We start from the raw sequence: 20,373 nt of genomic DNA, 5'->3' as shown, positions 1-20,373 counted from the left end.
CGGGAGCGCCGGGCCAGGGACTGCGCCCTCCGGCGGGGCCAGGGGCGCCGCGTCCGGAGGCGGCCGGGTCGGATTCTCCGGCCAAGGTCGAGTAGAGCGGCCGATTCATGCCCCTGTACGGCGAGGTCATCGTTGGTGTCTGTATTGCCGTGGGGCTGTTGGGGATCGTCGTCCCGGTGCTGCCCGGCACCCTGCTGGTCGCGGTGTCGATCCTGGTGTGGGCGATCGTCGTCGGCGGCTGGGCCTGGGCGGTGTTCGCGCTCGCCGCGGTGCTGATCGGTGTCGGTGAGATCGTCAAATATGTTGTCGCCGGCCGTGTTCTGCGTCGTCACGAGATCCCCAACCGCACCATCGTGGTCGGCGGGGTGGTGGGGATCGTCGGGTTCTTCGTGGTGCCCGTCGTCGGGTTGTTCCTCGGTTTCATCGCCGGTGCACTGGTTTCCGAGCTGGTGCGAACCCGCACGGCCGGCGCTGCGTGGCGCGGTACGGTGGCGGCGACCAAGGCGGCGGCGGTGACGATCGGTATCGAGTTGTTCGGCGCGTTGCTCGCGTCGGGGACATGGCTGGCCGGGGCGATCGCCCTGTGAGCACACAGGGTAGCCGCCCTGTGACCGAACGGCCTAGGGCTCGCTGAGTACCCCGCGTGCACTGGTCATCTCACGTGCACTGTGCGCGCCGATCGGCACGATCATCGGGCCACCGAAGACCGGGTCGGTGACCACCTGCGCGCGCAGGCCGAAGGCGTCGTCGAGGAGTTCGGTGGTGATCACCTCGTCGGGTGCACCATGCCGGACCAGTTGGCCGTCATTCATAACGAACAGCGAATCGCTGTAGCGCACAGCGAGATTCAGGTCGTGTAGCACCATGACGACGGTCTTGCCGTGCTCGGTCTTGAGGGAGTGCACGAGGTCGAGGACCTCGAGGGAATGCGCGAGGTCGAGGTAGGTGGTCGGCTCGTCGAGCAGCAACAGGTCGGTGCCCTGCGCCAGCGCGAGCGCGATCCAGACCCGTTGGCGCTGACCGCCGGAGAGCGCGTCGAGGGTGCGGTCGGCGAGGTCGGTCGTCGAGGTCAGTTCCAAGGCCAGAGAGACGGCGGCCTCGTCCTCGGCGGAGGCCTGCTGATACCACTTCTGGTAGGGGTGGCGGCCTCGGCTGACCAGATCCTCGACGGTGAGTCCTTCGGGCGCAACGGGATTCTGCGGCAGGATGCCCAAGGTGCGGGCGACGGTCTTCGGCTTGATCCGGGTGATGTCGGTGCCGTCGAGGCGTACGACGCCCGAGCGGGCCGGCAGCAGCCGCGCCAGACACCGCAGCAGCGTCGATTTGCCGCAGCCGTTGGGGCCGATGATTGTGGTGATCGCCGCGTCGGGGATGTCGACGTCAAGACCGTCGATGACGATGCGGTCGTCGTAGCCGACGACGAGGTCGCGTGCGGAAAGTCGGCTCATACGGTGGCCTTTCGGGAGATCGAGACCATGAGATAGATCAGGAAGGGGCCGCCGAGCGCCGCGGTGACGATGCCCACCGGCAGGCCCGACGGCAGTACCGTGCGGCACAGGATGTCGCCGCCGACCACGAGAATCGCGCCGATCGCCCCGGAAGCGACCGGGGTGGGGATGGCACTGCCGGTCAGGCGCATGGCGATCTGCGGGGCGAGCAGTGCGACGAAGGCGATCGGCCCGGCGGCTGAGACCGCCAGGGCCGCAACGATCACCGCGATCAGCAGGATCGCGCTCGAGACGGCCATCGTTCGCACGCCGAGCGAGCGCGCCAGATCGGTGCCGAGGCTCATCGCGTCGATCTGGCGGGCGAGCACCCCGACGGCGACGACGGCCAGCACCACCGCGATCGCGACCGGCCACACACTCGACCACGAGGTGTTGGCCACCGACCCCACCAGCCACGTCTGGGCACGGCCGACATCGCGGATCTCGGCGCGGGTGAGCAGATAGGAGGTGGCGGCCTGCAGCACCCAGGTGATGCCGACGCCGATGAGCACCAGGCGCAGCGGATTGATGGCGTGGTTGGCTTTCCGTCCGGGCCAGGCGAGCAGATACATCACCACGGCGGTGGCCAGTCCGCCGATGAGGGCCGACGCGGGCACGCCGAGCTGGGCGAGTCCGGCGCCCCACCCGGTTCCGAAGGCGATCGCCGAGACGGCTGCGACGCTGGCCCCGGCGGTGATGCCGAGCATGTCGGGGGTCGCCAGAGGGTTCTGGGCGATCAACTGCGTCAACGATCCCGACATGCCGAGCGCGAAGCCCACGAGTACCGACACCAACGCGCGCGGCACGGCGTCGTCGAGGATGACGACGTTCTCGATGCGGGTACCGCCACCGAGCAGGATGCGCATCACGTCGATCGGTGTCACCGGGTAGTCGCTGATGGTGACGCTCATCAGGAACAGGACGAAGGCGATCAGCAGTGAGGTGGTCACCGCGATCACCATGCGCGGACGCCACACCCACGAGGTCGGCCCGACACGCACGATGCGGCGCGAGGCGTGGGCTGGCCGGTGGTCGGCGGCCGACGCGGCTTCGGTGTCGGTGCTCATACGCTCGTCAACTTCGTTCGGCGGACCATGGCGATCAGGAACGGCGCCCCGACGAAGGCCAGCACGACGCCGACCTGGATCTCGCCGGGCCGGGCGACGACGCGACCGATGATGTCGCACACCAACAACAGCGCGGCGCCGATGAGCGCGGAGTACGGGATGATCCAGCGATAGTCGGCGCCGGTGATCGCGCGCGCGATGTGCGGCACCACCAGACCGAGGAAGACGATGGGTCCGCAGGCGGCGGTCGCCGCCCCGATCAGCAGGGTGATCCCGAGGATGCCGACGCCGCGGATCACCAACACGCGGCTGCCGAGCGCCTTGGTCATGTCGTCGCCGAGGCTCAGGATGTTGAGGAAGAACCCCGACGCCAGCGCCAGCACGAGACCGACCCCGATGAACGGCAATGCGGCCCAGAAGATGTCGATGCTGCGGCCGGCCGTCGAACCGACGCTCCAGAAACGCCACGCGTCGAGCGACGCGGTGTCGCTGAGCACGATCGCCGAGGTGATCGCCACGAGCATCGCCGACAGGCCGGTGCCCGCCAGCACGAGGGTGATCGGACCCGTCCCGGTCAGTGCCGCGATCCCGAAGACGAGGGCCGAGGCGATGATCGCTCCGCCGAGCCCGAATGCCATGTAGGCCAGCGGCGAGGAGATGCCGAACAGGTAGACACCGCCGACGACCGCGCAGGCTGCGCCGGCATTGACGCCGAGCAACCCGGGGTCGGCGATGGGGTTGCGGGTGTGGCCCTGGGTGATCGCGCCGGCCGCGCCGATGGCCAGACCCACGATGAGACCGAGCACGGTACGCGGTACGCGCAGGTCCCAGACGATGCCCGCGGTGTCGGACGACTTGTCGACCCGCGGCATGTGCAGGTGGATCAGGGCCTGCCAGATCTGCGAGCAGCCTGCGGTGAAGGAATCCCAGGTGGCGGCCAGCGGCATCTCTCTCGTGCCGATCAACACCGAGCCGATGGTGGCGACCACGAGCACCGCGAGGATCAGCAGTAGTCCGGTGAGGCGTCGCACGAAGGGCAACCTTACCTCAGCCCGGGTTGTCGGATTCGATGACGATCCGGCTGCCGTGCGGCAACGATTCTGAGACCTACGTAACGGTTACCTGTGAGAGTGCGATACAAGGGGACGTACGCATTTCGGCGCGGGGGCGTCGTAGGAGTTCGCAGCCTCGGGGTCGTCCTCGGTTTCGGGGCCCGCTCGACGAAGAAGGAGTCGACATGAAGAAGACGATGAAGCGAGCCGTCGCGGCGACGGCGGTTGCGGCCGGTATCGCCGGCGGCACCTTGGCCGCAGCGGGTGAGGCGCAGGCCGCAGGGCCGGGCGATCTGGCCATGCTGGGCGGCGTGAGCTGCGAGTTCAAGCGGTGGGGCCCGAACTGGGACTCCGGACCGCTCTGGCAGATGACCCGGTGGATGGGCGTGAAGAACGTCGGCGGCTCCAACATGACCAACGTCAACGTCACCGAGATCGGCGGGGCCACCAAGCAGGTCCGGATCGCCGGGCAGCCCGCCGGCCTGCTCAAGCCCGGCCAGTTCTACCGCTACGTCGAGACCAAGTGGGCCGGTTGCTGGCCGTCGTCGATCTCCGGCTACACCATCGGCGCGCAGGTGGAGAACCTCGCCAACAACTTCGGCTTCTGGGCCAACGTGCGTCAGATCCCGGCACCGCAGAACTCGCCGGGCCCGCAGAACCTGGCACCGACGATTCAGCAGGGCTGAACGACAACCACTCTCACAGTCAGCGAGGGGCGAGGCGGATCTCCGTCTCGCCCCTCGCTGTGTGTGTCTGGCTTCTTCCCAAGGCTTTTCGTTCGTCCCCTGGAAATTGCTTGGGGACGAACGGAAAAGTGGGGGAAGAAGATTCTTCCCCCACTTTCGTCAGCCGTGTCTCTGGAGTGAGTGTCAGGCCTTTTGAACCCCTGACGGAGTCAGGCCTTTTGAACCCCTGACGGAGTCAGGCCTTTTGAACCTTGTGCGGCTCCGAGGCGGCGAGCATGTCCTCACGTTCGACGACCTTGACGCGCTCGCGGCCCTGTTCGGCGCCCAGGGAACGCTCGTGCTCGTCGAGTCGGTACCAGCCGTCCCAGGTGGTGAACGGGATGCCCTTGGACTCGAGCAACTCGATGACGGCGTCCTCGGCGGGATGGGCGGGCTCGAGCAGCGCGCCGTTGGTCATGTCCTCGATGATGCAGTCGACGGTCTCGTTGGCGTCGCCCTTGGTGTGGCCGATGAGCCCGACGGGTCCGCGCTTGACCCACCCGGTGGTGTAGAGCCCGGTCAGGTGGGCGCCTTCGTCGAAGATTCGTCCGGCCTCGTTCGGGATGACGCCGGCCTGGCTGTCGAACGGGATCTGCGGCAGGTTGTCCGAGAGATAGCCGACGGCCCGGTAGACCGCGGTGACGTCCCAATCGGTGAACTTGCCGGTCGGCTTGACGTTGCCGGTGCCGTCAAGCTGGGTGCGTTCGGTGCGCAGACCGACGACCTTGCCGTCCTCACCGAGGATCTCGGTGGGGCTCTCGAAGAAGTGCAGGAACAGTTTGTGGATGGCGCCCTGCTTGGGGTCGCGGATCGCGTAGTTCTCGATGATCGTGGCGACCTGGTCGGTGATCTTCGACCCGCGGCGCGCCACAGCGGAGCCCTCGTCGTAGTCGATGTCCTCGGGGTTCACGACGACCTCGATGTTCGGCGAGTGGTCGAGCTCCTTGAGCTCGAGCGGGGTGAACTTCGCCTGGGCGGGACCGCGACGACCGAAGACGTGCACCTCGACGGCCTTGTTGTTCTTGAGGCCCTGGTAGACGTTGTCGGGGATCTCGGTTGGCAGTAGTTCGTCGCCGGTCTTGGCGAGCACGCGTGCCACGTCGAGCGCGACGTTGCCGACGCCGATGACGGCGACCTTCTCCTCTTCGAGCCGCCATTCGCGCGGGAAATCGGGGTGACCGTCGTACCAGGCGACGAATTGCGCTGCGCCGTAGGAGCGTTCGAGGTCGACGCCGGGGATCTCGAGAGTGCGGTCGTCGGTGGCGCCGGTGGAGAAGATCACCGCGTCGTAGTGCGACTTGAGTTCGTCGAGGGTGATGTCGGTGCCGTAGTCGATGTTGCCGAGCAGGCGGACCTGCGGCTTGTCGAGGACCTTGTGCAGGGCGGTGATGATGCCCTTGATGCGGGGGTGGTCGGGTGCGACGCCGTACCGGATGAGGCCGAAGGGCGCGGGCATGCGCTCGTAGAGGTCGATGGACACGCCGCGGTCCTTGGCGGTGTCGGACTTCATCAGGGCGTCGGCGGCGTAGATCCCGGCGGGACCCGCGCCGACGATGGCCACGCGCAGCGGGCGAGCTTGATCGGTCATGGAGTGTCAGTACCTCGGTTCTCGACGGAGATCAGACGCCCGCGGTACGAGGCGGTGCGTCGACGCTTATCCCTTCTACGGTAGGCCCTGGCAGCCCGTACCCAAAATCTGCGGTTAGGGTGACCTCACACAGCCCGCAGCCGCGTTGGTTCCGACCTCAGCTCGCGTGGCCCGCCGCGTCGGCGATCTGTGCGATGGATTGGTCGGCGATCCAGGGGATCGACAGCACTGTCGGCACGCCCATCGCGGTTCCGACCTCCTGGTTGATGTAGGTGGTGCGGCCGCCGGTGACGAACGGCTGGCCGGTCCAGTTGGCGTTCTTGCGGAGCTGGTCGTTGGCTCCCTGCCAGTCGAGGACGACGACGACGTCGGCCTGGTTCAGCATGCCGATGTTCTCTGCCGAGATCGAACCATAGAACCCACTGGTGACCGCGGACTTCAATCCCTCCGGGAAGGTCAGCCCGTAGCTTTCCAGGATCTGCTCCCGGCCGTCGCCGGGCCCGAAGATCGAGATGGTGCCGTCCGGCGAGGCGGTCACCGCGACCGCGGTCTTGCCCTCGAGTTGCGGATGCGCGGCGGCCAGGTCGGCGACGTGTTTCTTGGTCGCGTTGATCGTTTCGGTGGCCTTGTGTGGGAGGCCGACGGCGCGCCCGATCTCGGCGGCCTGCACATCCCACGGAACCTGCCAATCCGGGTAGTTCGTGGGCCGGGTGATGGTCGGGACCGCGGCGGCGAGTTTGTCGTACTGCTCCTTGGTGGGCGCGGCGCCGACGGCGGTGATCAGGTCGGGATTCGTGGACAGCGCCTTGGCGATCTCGTTGCCGAACTGCTGCGAGGCCTCGGGCAGCGACACCGGCTCGTTGGAACCGAGCAACTTCTCCGTCCACGGGGTCCGGACCTTCGCCGGCGTGCCGAACGGGGCCATGGCGACCGGCTGGAAGCCGAGCGCGAGCAGGGTGTCGCCGTCGCCCACCCCCATCGCGGCGACGCGGGTCACCGGCGTGGAGATGGTGGTCGAGCCGTAGTTGTGGTCGATGGTGACCGGCAGCGCTCCGGCCTCGGGCGCGGGCGCACTCGACGACGCGGAATCGTCGGCGGGAGCGCTGCAGCCCGCGAGTGCCACCACCGCACTCAACGCCAGCCCGGCAATTGCGATACCTGAGCGTCGGCCACGATGTCGGCGGGCGAATCGGACCGGTCGGGTGGGCGCCATGATGTCTCCTTCGTCGGATTGTGCATCCTTGGATAGCCTCACTTAACCACGTGTGACCGGCGGCACGGCCGGCCGAGGGCGCCCACTTCGTGTCGCGATTGCGTCGATACACTCGCCGACATGGCAAAACGCGCAGCCAAGCGGGCCGAGCCGGACGTCGTCCCCGATGAGCCGGCCGCCCCGTCGTGGCGCAACGCGTGGCCGTTCTGGGTGGCCCTGGTGGTCGTAGTTCTCGCAGCCGGCGGGATCGCGCTCTCGTACGTGTTCCGTCCGGCGGAGGACCGGGCGAGTGACTCGGCGAAGGTGCAGTACGCGATCAACGATCTGTACACCGCGCGCAACAACGTCGACTACACGGCCTTTCGTGAGCACACCTGCAGCGCCGACCTGAATTCGGCGGGATTTCCGACGCAGCCGGAGTTCGCGACGCAGAACCGGCAATCGCTGGAGACCAACGGGCGGATCGTGATTCCGACGATCAGCGACGTGGCGGTGTCCGGTGACCGGGCGACCGCGACGGTACATTGGCATTTCGACAAGAAGTCCGATCAGGCGCAGACGACCAAGGTTGCCGCGATTCGGGAAGACGGGAACTGGAAGGTGTGCAAGCCATGACGTATGCCGGAGATCTGAGTCCCACGCAGGCGTGGGAGAAGCTCGAGCAGAACCCGAAGGCCAAACTCGTCGACTGTCGCACCCGCGCCGAATGGTCCTTCGTCGGGGTTCCTGACCTCGAAATCCTGGGCAAGCAACCACTTTTCATCGAGTGGAACACCTTTCCCACCGGCACTCCGAATGAGGGGTTCATCGCCGAGTTGCGTGATGCCGGCGTGGCCGACGACGACGAGGTGATCTTCATCTGTCGCTCCGGGCATCGCTCGATCGGTGCCGCCGAGGCGGCCACGGCCGACGGTGTCGCCAAGGCGTACAACATCGTCGACGGCTTCGAGGGGCCGCTCGACGAATTCGATCACCGTGGTTCCAAGGGTTGGCGTGCCCTCGACCTTCCGTGGAGGCAGTCGTGAGCCGAGGTCTGCCGGAGGGGGTTTCGGCCGAGACGCTCTCGGTCCGGGGCGGGCTCGATCGGTCGGGTTTCTTCGAGACCTCCGAGGCGCTGTATCTGACGAGCGGTTATGTCTACGACTCGGCCGAAGCCGCCGAGCGTGCGTTCACCGGTGAGGACGAGCGCTTCGTCTACTCCCGGTATGGCAATCCGACCGTCGAGATGTTCCAGGAGCGGCTGCGGCTGATCGAGGGTGCCGAGGCATGTTTCGCCACCGCGAGCGGAATGGCCGCAGTCTTCGTGTCGTTGGGTGCGCTGCTGAAGGCCGGCGACCGATTGGTCGCCGCACGCAGTCTGTTCGGTTCGTGCTTCGTCGTCGCCAACGAGATCTTGCCCCGGTGGGGTGTGCACACCGACTTCGTCGACGGCGAAGACCTCGAGCAGTGGGAGCAGGCGTTGTCGACGCCCGCCGAGGCGGTGTTCTTCGAGACCCCGTCGAATCCGATGCAGAGCCTCGTCGACGTTGCGAAGGTCTCCGAGCTCGCACACGCTGCAGGAGCAAAGGTGGTGCTGGACAACGTGTTCGCCACCCCGTTGTTGCAGCAGGGACTGGACCTGGGGGCCGATGTCATCGTCTACTCCGGCACCAAGCACATCGACGGCCAGGGCCGGGTGATGGGCGGTGCGGTGCTCGGTACCAAGGAGTACATCGACGGGCCGGTGCAGACCCTGATGCGCCACACCGGACCTGCGCTCTCTCCGTTCAACGCGTGGACCCTCGTCAAGGGACTCGAGACGCTCAAGCTGCGCGTCGACGCCTCGGTGGCCTCGGCGCTGCGGATCGCGGAGTTCCTGGAGGCCGACCCGCGCGTGCGGCGGACCAAATACCCCTTCCTCACCTCGCACCCGCAGTACGAGCTGGCGACCGCACAGATGTCCGGCGGTGGCACGGTGGTGACCTTCGAACTCAACGACCGTGACGGCGTCGACGGCAAGAAGCGTGCCTTCGAGGTCCTCAACGCTCTGCGCGTCATCGACATCTCGAACAACCTCGGTGACTCCAAGTCGCTGATCACGCATCCGGCGACCACCACACATCGGGCCATGGGGCCGGATGGGCGCGCCGCAATCGGTTTGAGCGACTCCGTCGTTCGGCTCTCGGTGGGGCTCGAGGGGATCGACGACCTGCTCGCGGATCTGGATCAGGCGCTGGGGTAGCTCGGGGATGGGGGTCTCGTGGGTGGAACTGATCGGGCGCAATGCGGCGTCCGGCTCGGTGATGGTCTCGGGAGCCCTCAGATCCCTCGGCTCGGATCGCGGAACCGAACTCGATGAGTCCTATCGGTTCTGGTATGCGCCGACCGATCGGTGGCGTATCGAGATCGATGGTGAGCCGGTGTATCTCAGCGGTCGTGACAGATCGCTGGTGCGCATCGACGGCCACATGACGCTGCTGGACGGCGATATCAGGTTGCCGATACTCGGTCGCGGGGTCAGCCCGTTGCAGCTACTCGGTCAGAACTCATTGCTGCACAGCATGAGTCGTGACGTCGTCGTGCGCGACGAGCCACGAGCGGTGGATGTCGGTGGCCGTCGAGCCTGGGCGGTGGTGGTGGGGGACCGCTCCGGAAAGAACGGTGAGATCTCCATCGACGAGTCGACCGGGGTGATCGTGCGGCTTTCGATGTCGGCCGGTTCGGGATCGTCGGAAGTCGTCGAGCTCACCGAGCATGCCTCGCTCCCGGACGGACTCTTCGAGTGGGATGGGCCGGTTGTCGAAGCGCCTTCGCCACGCGGGCGCCGGGCACGACCGGATCCTGAGGTCGGGCGGCAGGAGCGATCAGAGGTGTTGCGTGCCTGTGTGACAGCGCTCGATCGTTCGGCAGATGTTCTCTCGCTCATGCAACGTGCGGAATCCGAGGAGGACGCAATCCGGCGGCTGGTGTCGGAACTCGGCGTGACGACCGTCGGAGCGCAGGCGATCGCGGCGATGCAGATGTCGACGTTCCGGCCGGATATGGCGGACCAGCTTCGTCGAGAGCTGGCCGACGACGAGAACAACCGTCGACACTGATTCGCCGAGCCGCCGACGCGCTCCCGGTGGGGCGGGTGCACGGGCGTTCGGAGGACGCGCTGAGCATTACACCTTTGACGACGAACCTCGACCAGCGGGGGAAGGCGCCCATCCTGGTGGTCGAGGTGCCGAGGAGCGCTAGCGACGAGCCTCGAGACCTGTTGTGCTGAGCGGTTTCTGGTCCATGGTGGTTCGGTTCCAGCTCTGCTGCAAGCGGTCTCGAGGCTCGCCGCACGCGGCTCGCACCTCGACCATCGGGGGAAGACGCCCATCCCGGTGGTCGAGGTGCCGAGGAGCGCCAGCGACGAGCCTCGAGACCCCTTGTGACGAAGGGGTTTCCCGGCCACGGCAGCTCTAACGCCTCGACCATCGGGTGGGTTTCACTATGGAGTTCTCAAACAACAGATGCGGTCCCGGCGATGCCGGGTGCGGGGAATCAGGTAGTGGGGCAGCGTAGGTCAGGCTGCGGCTTAGTCGAGTCGCATGGTCCGTCGGTGATACGACGGCACTGGTCGTCGTTTCGGATCGATGCTGGCGGGTGGGATCAACCAGGGGTGGCGGTCGAATCCCATGATGATGTCCCAGCCGTGGTGATGGACATCGTCATGACAACTGGTGCAGAGGAGGCAGCCGTTGTCGAGGTCGGTGGGACCACCATCGGCCCAGTGCTGCACGTGGTGTCCTTGGCAGCGGCCGGCGTGGGCGCCGCATTTGATGCATCCACGGTCGCGGACCAACAACGCTTTGCGTTGGCCGGGTGTGAAGAAGCGTTTCTCTTCACCAACACTGAGCGGTACACCGTTGGGGTCGAGCACGATTTTGGTGATCGTGGTGTCGCACGACAACAAATTGGCGGTCGCTTCGGTGATCGGACCCATGTTCTGCAACTCGCCGCCGAGTGCCGGGTTGTCGGCCGACCACGTCCACAACAGGCCGTTGGTCGGTTTGGCCGAGAAGGTTGTGTCCGCCAATCCTTGTGCCGCAAGTTCGACGATCGTCTCAAACGCGGCAGCGCAGATCTGTTCGGGCGTCCGCGGATCCGGGGATCCGTCGGGCTGCGGCTTGGGAGCCGACAAGGTTTCCATCAGGGTGCGGGTCTTTTCACCGGCGATGATGTCGAGGTTCGCTGAGATTTCCAGCCGGCCGTCGTCGGTGATGCGGTCGGTGTAGGAGTTGATGTTCTTGTCCTCCGCCGCCGGTAGCCCGCCGGGCGTCTCCGCGACGAGCTCGTTTCCCAGCTGCCGTGCGTAGAGGTTGATCTCGGCGGGGGTGAATCCGGCGAAGTAGTGCGACAGCAGTTTCCGCAGAAACTCGCACCGTTGGACGGTGTCCATGGGTTCGGGAGAGCGGGTGTCGATGTGGGCCAGTCCGCGGACGATGGCGTCGGTGTGTTCGGAGGAGATGGACCCGTCCGCGGCATGCGCCAACAACAGATCGATATCGGTGGTGCCGGCCATCCGCACATACCGACCTGCGACCGCGGGTGCGAAGCCCATGCTGATCAACAGTTCTCGCAGTCGGGTGGTTTTGTGGTCGGCCACCCCTAACCGGTCCAGTTCGCCGGTGAGGGTGGTGGCGTGGTGATCGACCAGATTGCGGAGCAGGAGGACTTGTTTCATGGCGCCGAAGGCTTGGGGTCCGGTCATGTCGGGATTCCATTGCAGGTCGCTGAGTTGGGTGACGATGGTGGCGAAGGTTGCTTCGGCGTCAACGGTTTGCGCGTCAAGGACTGTAGTGGATTCGATCATGGGCCCCTCCCCGGTGGCTGATCGGTGTGATGGGTCCAGTGTACCTCGCCAGGGTGTTCGATGCAAGGGGTATTTTGGTCAATTCTGCTTGTGGACAACGTGTTTCGGCGATGCTTTTCTGTCGGCCGGGTGTGGTAGGGGCGCGGTTTTTGCTGTAGTCGATGGATGTGGTTGCGATACCTGTCATCTCGCCGGGTCTCGAGGCCCGGCGCCTGGGGCGCCGTGCACCTCGACCATCGATGGGGAGGGGTTGCTCGGGTATGGGGTGGTGCGTATGGACCGTCGATGGGGAGAGGATGCTGAGTGCGGGGGCCTGGATCGTCGATGCGGTGGGGATGTCCGGGTGCGGGGGTGCGCATGGACCATCGATTTGGGGGGGATACTCGAGCAAGCTTCGACCACCGGGGGAGGTGGCCTGCTGATCAGTGGTCGTCGATACCCAACGCTCGCAATACCGTCAGCAGCTTCGCGGTGGTCTCGGCGAGTTCGGCATCGGGATCGGAGTCGGCGACGATACCGCCGCCGGCCCACGTGCGAAAGGTTTGTCGGTCGGCGTCGAGTTCGAGGCAACGAATGGTGACCATCCACTCACCGTCGCCACGCGCGTCGGCCCAGCCGACGGCGCCGGCGTAGAGTCCGCGTGGTTCCTCGTGATTCCGAATGAACTGTGCCGCAGCCTCGGTCGGTGTCCCGCACACCGCGGGGGTGGGGCTCAGGGTGAGGGCCAGGTCGAGTGCGCCGACATCCGGATCGGTGAGGTGGGCGCGTATCGGGGTGGCCAGGTGCCACATCTCGCCGGTGGAAAGCAAGTGAGGTCGGGTCGCGACGGAGAGTTCGTCGCTGATCGGCGCCAATCGTTCGCGCAGATGCTCGACGACGAACGCGTGCTCGCGATGATCTTTTCCCGACGCGGCGAGCTTCTCCCGGGCCTCGCGATCGGCATCCGGGTCCGACGAGCGTGGAGCCGAACCTGCATACGGATGGCAGGTCACCTCGCGACCGCTCTTGTGCAGCAACAACTCCGGGCTCGCGCCGAGGAGCCACGAGTGGCCGCTGTCGACCGCGAACGCATTGTGCTCGGAGTTGCCGTGCGCCAGCGCGCCGAGGAGTTCATCGATCCCGACCGGTGAATCGAGCACCGCACCAACGGTTCTCGCGAGCACCACCTTGTCGAGGACGCCGGCATCGATGGCGGCCACCGCACGGCGTACCCGCTCCCGATGTGTGGCGGCGTCGGGGATCTCGACGAGTTGGGCCAGTGAATGACGGACGGGGGCGCGCCCACCGAGCGCCTGTTCCCGATATAGCCGCGTGGGTGCGAACAGCGCAGCCGGATCGGCGGGGTCGAACGGGAGCGCACCGACCACCGACTCCACCGCACCGGATCGCAGCGCGTCGACGGCGTCGGAGACCGCGGTGAACCGTCGCGCGACGCCCTCGGCGCGAACCACCCCGTGCGGACGCGACAACACGAACGGAGCAGGCCCCGTTCCCTCATCTTCCACACGTTCGCCGCTCACTCGACCAACCTAGCGCCGGACGGCGTCGGGATTTCGCCCACGCTGAGTGAAAATTGACACCCTCGGACGTGATAGGCCACCCTTGGTGCAGGTCATGAGTGCCAGTGACAAGCCCCGGCTCGCTGGTCGGCAACCCTCCTCCGCGGTGGGGTGCTCCGGGTGACGACCTGGCCGTGTACCACCCGGACACGGCAAGCGTGGATTCCCAAGGAGATTCTTCGATGACTGCTGTCGTCACCCCCGCATCGATCGCCGCCACCGTGGGCGCAGATCCGTCGTCCATCGAGCCGCTCGCCGAGGTCGTCGGCGCAGGACAACACGTGCCTCTCGCCGACGGGAGCGAGGTGGCCTACGCCAACCTCGACTATGCGGCGAGCGCCCCCGCCCTGACCGCGGTTGCCGACGCCGTCGCCGCGTCGCTGCACCAGTACGCCAGCGTCCACCGCGGCGCCGGCCATCTGTCCCAGGTCACCACCCGTCGCTACGAGCAGTGCCGGGACACGGTGCGGCGCTTCGTGCGTGGGCGTGCCGACGACACCGTCGTGTTCACCCGCAACACCACCGACGCGATCAATCTGGCGGCCCACTGCACCCCCGGCGACGTCGTGGTCCTCGACATCGAGCACCACGCCAACCTGCTGCCGTGGGTCTCGCGCGACTCCGGGACGGCCCGCATCGTGACCGCGCGCCCGGGCATCGAGGACACCCTCGTCGCACTCGAATGCGAACTCGCGGCGGCGCCCGCGGCGTTGCTCGCGGTGACCGCGGCCTCCAACGTCACCGGGGAGGTCCTGCCGATCGGACGCATCGCCGCCATCGCGCACCGACACGGCGCGCGCATCCTCGTCGACGCAGCCCAGCTCGTCGCCCACCGGCCGGTGTCGATGGTCAGCCACGGTATCGACTACCTGGTGTTCTCCGGCCACAAGGTCTACGCGCCGTTCGGCGCGGGAGTGCTCATCGGACGGTCGGATTGGCTCGACGCCGCCGACCCCTACCTCGCCGGCGGTGGGGCGTCGGCGCAGGTCAGCGTCGTCGACGGCCCCGACGAGAACTGCGCGGCCACCGCCTGGCACACCGGTGCCGCGCGACATGAAGCAGGGTCGCCGAATGTCTTGGGCGCCATCGCCATCGCTGCCGCCTGCGAGGCGATCACCGAGATCGGCTTCGAGGCGATCGGCCTGCACGAGCACGAATTGCGCTGCCGCCTCGACGATGGGCTCGCGCGGATCGACGGCGTCGAGGAACTACGCATCTTCGACGACATCACCGATCGCGTCGGGATCGCCGGGTTCGGCGTCGACGGCATTGCGCCGCGCGCCGTCGCCGAATATCTCAGTGACGAACACGGCATCGGCGTGCGCGACGGAAAGTTCTGCGCCCACCCGATCCTCACTCGCCTCGGCCACCCCGACGGCGCGGTGCGCGCGAGCTTCGGCCTCGGCACCGGGGCCGCCGACATCGACCGCTTGATCAACGCTCTGGCACAACTGATCTCGACCTCACCCGGAGGGGCCCCGGCATGACCATCGAACTCGATCGCATCAGTATCGGACGCCCGTCGCTGCGGGTCGCGCTCGCCGACGACGTTCCCGCCGAGTCGTCGGCGATCGTCGTCCGTCGACCCACGCTGCGTGACGCCCAGCGGGCCCGCTCACTGCTGCGGGCCGGCACCCGTGACACCGCGAACTTCTCGGTCGCGCTCGAGGTGGAGGTGGCGATCGCTCCGAGCGCCGCATCGGCGCGGGCGGCGGTCGCACACATCCCGGACGACATCGACGGCGGCACCGTGCGCTATGTGGGCACGCCGAGCGGTCTGGTGACCCTCATCCGCGACATCTACGCGGCCGAGGTCGCCGACGCGGTCATCCTCGTCTCACTCGACGGCTCGGCCACGCGGCACCGCGTGCGCGAGCTGGTGTTGCCGTCATTCGCGGAGCGGCGCGCGGCCTGACATCCCGGGGAACAGGCGTGCTCAGGCCTCGCCGCGCTCCCACTGCTCGACGAGCTCGGTCTGCGCCTCGTCGGTCAGCAGGCCGTACAGCTTGAGGCGGGCCATGCCGCCGTCGGGATAGACGTCGATGCGCGCCTCGGTCATCGGGCGGTCGAGATCGATGACGAACCGGTGGCGGGTGTCGGGCTGTAAGTCGGTGCGGCCCAACACCTCGAACCACTCGCCGTCTTCGCCGTCGCGGCCACGGACCATCGCCGCGCCGGGCGCGTTGCCCAGGAAGTAGCTGGTGTCGAGTTCGACGAGACTCACCCGGCCCTGCCCGGCCAGGCGCACCTGCACCCAGTCGTTGCCGTCGTCGCGCCGACGCGAGGTCTCCCACCCCTCGCCCATGTGCCGTGCACGGCCGGGCATGAGCAGGTTGTTGGGCGAGCTGTAGAACATGTTGGAGCAGGCCGTGATCAGGCCACCGTTCTCCAAGGCGGCCAGGTCGAAATGGCCGTAACGGAAGAAGTGCGGGTTGGGTACGCCGCGCCCGTGGACCCGGAATCGGGCCACACCGCCGTCGGGATGCATCGTCAGACGCACGTGGGTGAAGCGATCCTTCGCATCGACCCGGAACGGATTGCGGGTGTCGCCGTCGACGGGGCTCTTCTCGACGATGGTGACCCACTCGGTGTCGGTCAGCAGTTCGTCGACGGAGACGACGCCCTCCTTGGCGGCGGCCTCGACGGAGATGAACGGCGGATAGTTGCCCTTGAACCACGCCGTGTCGACGACGACGCCGTAGATGACACCCGGCGCGCCGAGCCGGACGATCGCCTGATCGACTCCCGACTCCCGCCTCCGTCGTGTCTCCCAGCCGTCGTAGATCTGACCCTTGTGACCGAACGTCGCGGGCTGATACTGCGCCGGGGGCGTCTTGATCAGGTTCTGTGCCTCCGCGAAGAGGTCGTCGTTGGTCCACACGACGGCGCCGCCCAGGTCCCGTAAGGCCAGGTCAGGCATGGACGTGAAGTGCGGACGGTTACCCGATGACGTCGGTGGGGGGACAGGGGTCACGACCGTCGATCCTAATGGGATTTGCCATGACGACGAACTCGAGCGCATACTTGCAGCCGCCAACTACATGCAGCCAACAACTAGTTGTGGTCGGCAAGGAAAACGGACATCGTCATCGATCGGGGTATCGGCATGCTCGAAGATCGCGACATCGATCAGCTCTTCGACACACTCGCGCGCTACGTCCGTATCCGCGACCGCGCGGTCCACACGACCTTCCGTACGCCCGACGGTGAGTTCGAGACGGCGGCCTTCAAAGGCCTGTTCCATCTGGCCAAACGCCCGATGCGCTCGCGAGAGCTGGCCGCGGAACTCGGCGCCGATCCGTCGACGGTCAGCAGGCACGTCAGTCAACTCGTCGACCTCGGCCTCATCCGACGCGAAGCCGACCCGCACGACGGGCGCGCGACGCTGCTCGTCGTCACCGACGCCGGACGTGACCGCGTCGAGTCGATGCGCGCGGGCCGCCGCTCGGCGGTGAACTCCGCGATGAGCGAGTGGTCTGCCGACGAAATGGCGACCCTGGTAACCCTTCTCACCCGCTTCGTCGACGCCGCCGAGACCCTGGTCCCGCCCGCGTGCGAACGCCGGCCATCCGAGACGGCACCGGCGTCCGAATCACCACGTATCCCCCCAGCCCCTACGACCACGAGGAACTCATGACCAACGACAACGTCACCACCTCTGCGGTGAGTCCCCCGGAGGAGCACGCCGGAGCGGGACTCTCGCACCGGCAGATCCTGACGGTGCTGACCGGCCTGATGCTCGGCATGTTCCTCGCGGCGCTCGACCAGACGATCGTCTCGACCGCGATCCGCACGATCGCCGACGATCTGCAGGGCTACGACATGCAGGCCTGGGTCACGACGGCCTACCTGGTCACCTCGACCATCGTCACACCGCTCTACGGCAAGCTCTCCGACCTCTACGGGCGTAAGCCGTTCTTCCTGCTGGCCATCTCGATCTTCGTGATCGGTTCGCTGGCCTGCAGTATGGCGACCTCGATGTACGAGCTCGCGGCGTTCCGCGCCTTCCAGGGTCTCGGTGCCGGCGGCCTGTTCACCTTGGCGCTGACGACCATCGGCGACATCGTCCCGCCCCGCGAACGTGCCAAGTACCAGGGCTACTTCCTGGCCGTGTTCGGTACCTCCAGTGTGCTGGGACCGGTGCTCGGCGGACTGTTCGCCGGGCAGTCCTCGATCCTCTGGGTCTCCGGGTGGCGCTGGGTGTTCCTGGTCAATGTGCCGATCGGCATCCTTGCCCTCGCCGTGGTCTACCGGGTCCTCAACTACGACCAGAACAAGGGCGTCGGTGGCCGCACCGACTACTGGGGAGCCACCGCGCTGGCGGTGACCGTCGCACCGCTGCTGATCGTCGCCGAACAGGGCCGCGAATGGGGATGGCTGTCGGGCTGGTCCTGGCTGTGCTACATCGTCGGCGCGGTCGGGCTCGCGGTGTTCGTGTTCATCGAGCACCTGATGGGCGATGACGCGTTGATCCCGTTGCGCGTCTTCAAGAATCACGTCTTCGCGCAGGGCATCGTCGTCTCGATGGTCGTCGGCGCGGTGATGTTCGGCGGCATCTCGATGCTGCCGCAGTACTTCCAGGTGCTGCGCGGGTCGAGCCCGATGGTCGCGGGCCTGCAGATGCTGCCGATGGTGCTCGGGCTGATGACCGGGTCGGTGCTGTCGGGTCAGCTGATCTCGCGGACCGGACGGTACAAGATCTTCACCATCCTGGGTTCGGTCCTGATCACGGTGATGATGTTCATGCTGCACACGGTCGGACTGTCGACGCCGGTGTGGCTGGTCATGATCTACGCGTTCTTCCTCGGCTTCGGGCTCGGTAACCTCATGCAGCCGATCACCCTGGCCATGCAGAACATCCTGCCGCCCAAGGACATGGGACTGTCGACGGGTACCGCGACCTTCTTCCGGCAGATCGGTGCGACGCTCGGTGTGGCCGTGTTCTTCTCGATGCTGTTCAGCTTGATGGGCCCCAACATCAAGGACGAGATGGTCACCGCGGCGGCGGCTCCGCAGTACCGCACCGCGGTGATGACCGCCGCGTCGAGTCCGGACCCGCAGGTCAGCGGATTCGCCAAGGGTCTCATCAGTGCGGCGCAGAATCCGGGTGCCGGGGGTGGCTCGGCATCGGAGAGCGTGATGTCGGATACCTCGGTGATCAGCAAGCTCCCCACCGAGCTGGCCCAACCGATCAAACAGGGCTTCGCCAACTCGATGGACCGCGTGTTCCTGACGGTCTCGATCATCTCGTTGCTCGCGATCATAGGCACCGTCACGTGGAAGGAATTGCCGCTGCGCAGGGGCAAACCGCTCGGCGACCCGGAGTCGACCGGCCCCGCGCAGTAGACACCGGCTCGGCCCCCGGCGTGAGAAGAAACGGCGCCCGCCCCCGCGATCGGGGGACGGGCGCCGTTCTCGTGCTCGAAAGCCAGCGTCAGCCGCGCGAGGGCTCGTTGGCGTCGTGTGGCTGCTTCTCGAGACGCTCGATGGCCTCCTGCGCCACCTTCTCCGCCTCGGCGGTACCGACCCAACCGCCCGGGTTCACGTGCTTGCCGGGCTCGAGGTCCTTGTAGTGCTCGAAGAAGTGCGCGATCGCCTTGAGCTCGTACTCGGGGACGTCACCGATGTCCTGGATGTGATCCCAGCGCACGTCCTTGGCCGGGACGCACAGCAGCTTGTCGTCACCACCGGCCTCGTCGGTCATGGTGTACATGCCGACGATCCGGGCCCGGACGATCACACCGGGATACACCGACTCCGGCAGCAGGACGAGGGCGTCGAGCGGGTCGCCGTCCTCGCCGAGCGTGTTGTCGATGTAGCCGTAATCGGCGGGGTAACCGAACGCGGTGTAGAGGTAGCGGTCGAGATAGATCTTGCCCGTCTCGTGGTCCACCTCGTACTTGTTGCGGCTTCCCTTGGGGATCTCGATGGTCACATCGAATTCCACGCGTCCTCCTTGATCGTGGCACTGTCGTTGGGGTGAGCGCGGCCGCCGCTGCCCGAAACGCCGGATGCAGGTATCGGCTCATCGTGCGAGTCGGCGGCGCGAATCGCCTCAACGATACTGTTAGGTCCACATGAAGGAACGTCGAGACCCGGAGGTTGTGTGGGTGCACATCACGGAAGCGCCGCGGTGAACCGGCCGCGGACGCGTCGTCGGCGCCTCATCTGGTCGTTGCTCTCGATCGCTCTGGTCGCCGTCATCGCGGTCGGCGGGGTGTTCACCTACCTGCAGCTGACCAAACCCGACCCACTTCCGCCGGGCACCCCCGACCGGCCCGCGCCGATCGCCTTCACGCCCGCCATCGACCCGGTGTCGGCGACCGCGCCCGAACCGACCGCGGCCGGCGTCCGGCGAGCCATCGCCGCGTCGCTCAAAGCGCCCGCACTGGGCACCCTCACCGGCCAGATCAGCGACGCGCTGACCGGGACGGTGCTGTGGTCGCAGGGCGCCGACCAGCCGCGCACCCCGGCGTCGAACGCGAAAATCCTCACCGCCTCGGCGGTGCTTCTCGCCCTGCCCCACGATCAGCGCATCACCACCACCGTGCTCGCCGGGCCCGACGGGCAGATCATCCTCAAGGGGGCGGGCGACCCGACGCTCAGCGCCCAGCCGCCCGGCACCGACACCTTCTACACCAACCCCGCCCGGATCTCGCAGCTCGCCGACCAGATCAAGAACTCCGGGGTCGACGTGCGCTCGGTGGCCGTGGACGTCAGCGCGTACACGGGACCGTCGATGGACCCGACGTGGGATCGCGCCGATATCGCCGGCGGCGACATCACCCCGATCCAGCCGCTCATGGTCGACGGCGGCCGCACCGCGCGACCGCTCGACGAGTACTCGCCGCGCGTCG

20 protein-coding genes and 1 riboswitch are annotated in these 20,373 nt (G+C 67.0%); of the genes, 11 read left to right on the top strand and 9 right to left on the bottom strand.

Annotation, left to right across the window (positions count from 1 at the left end):
• Positions 1–107: 107 nt before the first annotated feature.
• Positions 108–587, top strand: a complete 480-nt coding sequence (locus B1964_RS19030) for a DUF456 domain-containing protein (protein ID WP_020169969.1) — start codon at positions 108–110, stop codon at positions 585–587.
• 33 nt (positions 588–620) lie between these two features.
• On the opposite strand, the gene B1964_RS19025 is transcribed toward B1964_RS19030, so the two are convergent.
• The 3 genes from B1964_RS19025 to B1964_RS19015 are packed head-to-tail and all read right to left on the bottom strand — an operon-like array spanning position 621 to position 3,585.
• Positions 621–1,448, bottom strand: a complete 828-nt coding sequence (locus tag B1964_RS19025) for an ABC transporter ATP-binding protein (protein ID WP_079930865.1) — start codon at positions 1,446–1,448, stop codon at positions 621–623.
• Positions 1,445–2,554, bottom strand: a complete 1,110-nt coding sequence (locus B1964_RS19020) for an iron ABC transporter permease (protein WP_079930864.1) — start codon at positions 2,552–2,554, stop codon at positions 1,445–1,447. The genes B1964_RS19025 and B1964_RS19020 overlap by 4 nt, the downstream gene beginning before the upstream one ends.
• Positions 2,551–3,585 carry an iron chelate uptake ABC transporter family permease subunit gene (locus tag B1964_RS19015; protein WP_079930863.1) on the bottom strand — a complete coding sequence of 345 codons (1,035 nt, stop codon included), beginning with the start codon at positions 3,583–3,585 and terminating at the stop codon, positions 2,551–2,553. Before B1964_RS19015 ends, B1964_RS19020 begins: the two co-directional genes overlap by 4 nt.
• Positions 3,586–3,791: 206 nt before the next feature.
• Between B1964_RS19015 and B1964_RS19010 the strand changes: the two genes are divergently transcribed.
• Positions 3,792–4,292: a hypothetical protein gene (locus B1964_RS19010; protein ID WP_079930862.1), complete on the top strand. Its 501-nt coding sequence runs from the start codon at positions 3,792–3,794 to the stop codon at positions 4,290–4,292.
• Between the two features lie 235 nt (positions 4,293–4,527).
• Here the strand turns inward: B1964_RS19010 and B1964_RS19005 are convergent, their stop codons facing one another.
• Together B1964_RS19005 and B1964_RS19000 are read right to left on the bottom strand one after the other, a co-directional pair.
• The gene (locus B1964_RS19005; protein WP_079930861.1) at positions 4,528–5,919 is read right to left on the bottom strand and encodes an FAD-dependent oxidoreductase; all 1,392 of its coding nucleotides are present in this window, start codon (positions 5,917–5,919) and stop codon (positions 4,528–4,530) included.
• Between the two features lie 157 nt (positions 5,920–6,076).
• Positions 6,077–7,132: an ABC transporter substrate-binding protein gene (locus B1964_RS19000; protein WP_079930860.1), complete on the bottom strand. Its 1,056-nt coding sequence runs from the start codon at positions 7,130–7,132 to the stop codon at positions 6,077–6,079.
• Between the two features lie 120 nt (positions 7,133–7,252).
• On the opposite strand from B1964_RS19000, the gene B1964_RS18995 reads away from it, so the two are divergent.
• From B1964_RS18995 to B1964_RS18980, 4 genes are read left to right on the top strand one after another with little or no spacing between them, the layout of a single operon-like run.
• Positions 7,253–7,747, top strand: a complete 495-nt coding sequence (locus B1964_RS18995; protein WP_079930859.1) for a hypothetical protein — start codon at positions 7,253–7,255, stop codon at positions 7,745–7,747.
• The gene (locus B1964_RS18990; protein ID WP_079930858.1) at positions 7,744–8,157 is read left to right on the top strand and encodes a rhodanese-like domain-containing protein; all 414 of its coding nucleotides are present in this window, start codon (positions 7,744–7,746) and stop codon (positions 8,155–8,157) included. The genes B1964_RS18995 and B1964_RS18990 overlap by 4 nt, the downstream gene beginning before the upstream one ends.
• On the top strand, positions 8,154–9,353 hold the full coding sequence (locus B1964_RS18985) for an O-succinylhomoserine sulfhydrylase (protein WP_079930867.1): 1,200 nt from the start codon (positions 8,154–8,156) through the stop codon (positions 9,351–9,353). The genes B1964_RS18990 and B1964_RS18985 overlap by 4 nt, the downstream gene beginning before the upstream one ends.
• Positions 9,354–9,360: 7 nt before the next feature.
• On the top strand, positions 9,361–10,209 hold the full coding sequence (locus B1964_RS18980; RefSeq protein WP_079930857.1) for a hypothetical protein: 849 nt from the start codon (positions 9,361–9,363) through the stop codon (positions 10,207–10,209).
• 470 nt (positions 10,210–10,679) lie between these two features.
• Here the strand turns inward: B1964_RS18980 and B1964_RS18975 are convergent, their stop codons facing one another.
• Both B1964_RS18975 and B1964_RS18970 read right to left on the bottom strand, forming a co-directional pair.
• Entirely contained in the window at positions 10,680–11,957 is a 1,278-nt protein-coding gene (locus B1964_RS18975; protein ID WP_079930856.1) for an HNH endonuclease signature motif containing protein, read from the bottom strand.
• A gap of 422 nt (positions 11,958–12,379) precedes the next feature.
• Positions 12,380–13,477, bottom strand: coding sequence for an isochorismate synthase (locus B1964_RS18970; RefSeq protein ID WP_079930855.1), 1,098 nt, complete (start codon positions 13,475–13,477; stop codon positions 12,380–12,382).
• A gap of 90 nt (positions 13,478–13,567) precedes the next feature.
• Positions 13,568–13,681: riboswitch (SAM riboswitch) on the top strand.
• Positions 13,682–13,698: 17 nt separating this feature from the next.
• On the opposite strand from B1964_RS18970, the gene B1964_RS18965 reads away from it, so the two are divergent.
• Complete coding sequence (locus B1964_RS18965; protein ID WP_079930866.1) at positions 13,699–15,003, top strand: aminotransferase class V-fold PLP-dependent enzyme; 1,305 nt, start codon at positions 13,699–13,701, stop codon at positions 15,001–15,003.
• Complete coding sequence (locus B1964_RS18960; RefSeq protein WP_079930854.1) at positions 15,000–15,431, top strand: hypothetical protein; 432 nt, start codon at positions 15,000–15,002, stop codon at positions 15,429–15,431. Before B1964_RS18965 ends, B1964_RS18960 begins: the two co-directional genes overlap by 4 nt.
• A 21-nt stretch (positions 15,432–15,452) precedes the next feature.
• On the opposite strand, the gene alc is transcribed toward B1964_RS18960, so the two are convergent.
• Positions 15,453–16,436, bottom strand: a complete 984-nt coding sequence (alc, locus tag B1964_RS18955) for an allantoicase (RefSeq protein WP_216354262.1) — start codon at positions 16,434–16,436, stop codon at positions 15,453–15,455.
• Positions 16,437–16,622: 186 nt separating this feature from the next.
• Between alc and B1964_RS18950 the strand changes: the two genes are divergently transcribed.
• Both B1964_RS18950 and B1964_RS18945 read left to right on the top strand, forming a co-directional pair.
• Positions 16,623–17,153 (top strand): MarR family winged helix-turn-helix transcriptional regulator, encoded by a 531-nt coding sequence (locus tag B1964_RS18950; RefSeq protein ID WP_079930852.1) that lies wholly within the window; start codon positions 16,623–16,625, stop codon positions 17,151–17,153.
• Positions 17,150–18,862 (top strand): MDR family MFS transporter, encoded by a 1,713-nt coding sequence (locus B1964_RS18945; protein ID WP_079930851.1) that lies wholly within the window; start codon positions 17,150–17,152, stop codon positions 18,860–18,862. The genes B1964_RS18950 and B1964_RS18945 overlap by 4 nt, the downstream gene beginning before the upstream one ends.
• 88 nt (positions 18,863–18,950) lie before the next feature.
• On the opposite strand, the gene B1964_RS18940 is transcribed toward B1964_RS18945, so the two are convergent.
• A complete protein-coding gene (locus B1964_RS18940) occupies positions 18,951–19,463 on the bottom strand; it encodes an inorganic diphosphatase (protein WP_006371920.1) in 513 nt (170 codons plus the stop codon).
• 159 nt (positions 19,464–19,622) lie between these two features.
• Between B1964_RS18940 and B1964_RS18935 the strand changes: the two genes are divergently transcribed.
• Positions 19,623–20,373, top strand: a 751-nt coding sequence (locus B1964_RS18935) for a D-alanyl-D-alanine carboxypeptidase (RefSeq protein ID WP_172398895.1), incomplete at its 3' end; no start/stop codon positions are given.

Source organism: Gordonia sp. i37 (assembly GCF_002043085.1).
Lineage (GTDB): Bacteria > Actinomycetota > Actinomycetes > Mycobacteriales > Mycobacteriaceae > Gordonia > Gordonia polyisoprenivorans.
Note: the sequence above shows the minus strand (reverse complement) of the source record. Positions and strands in the feature narration are given on the sequence as shown.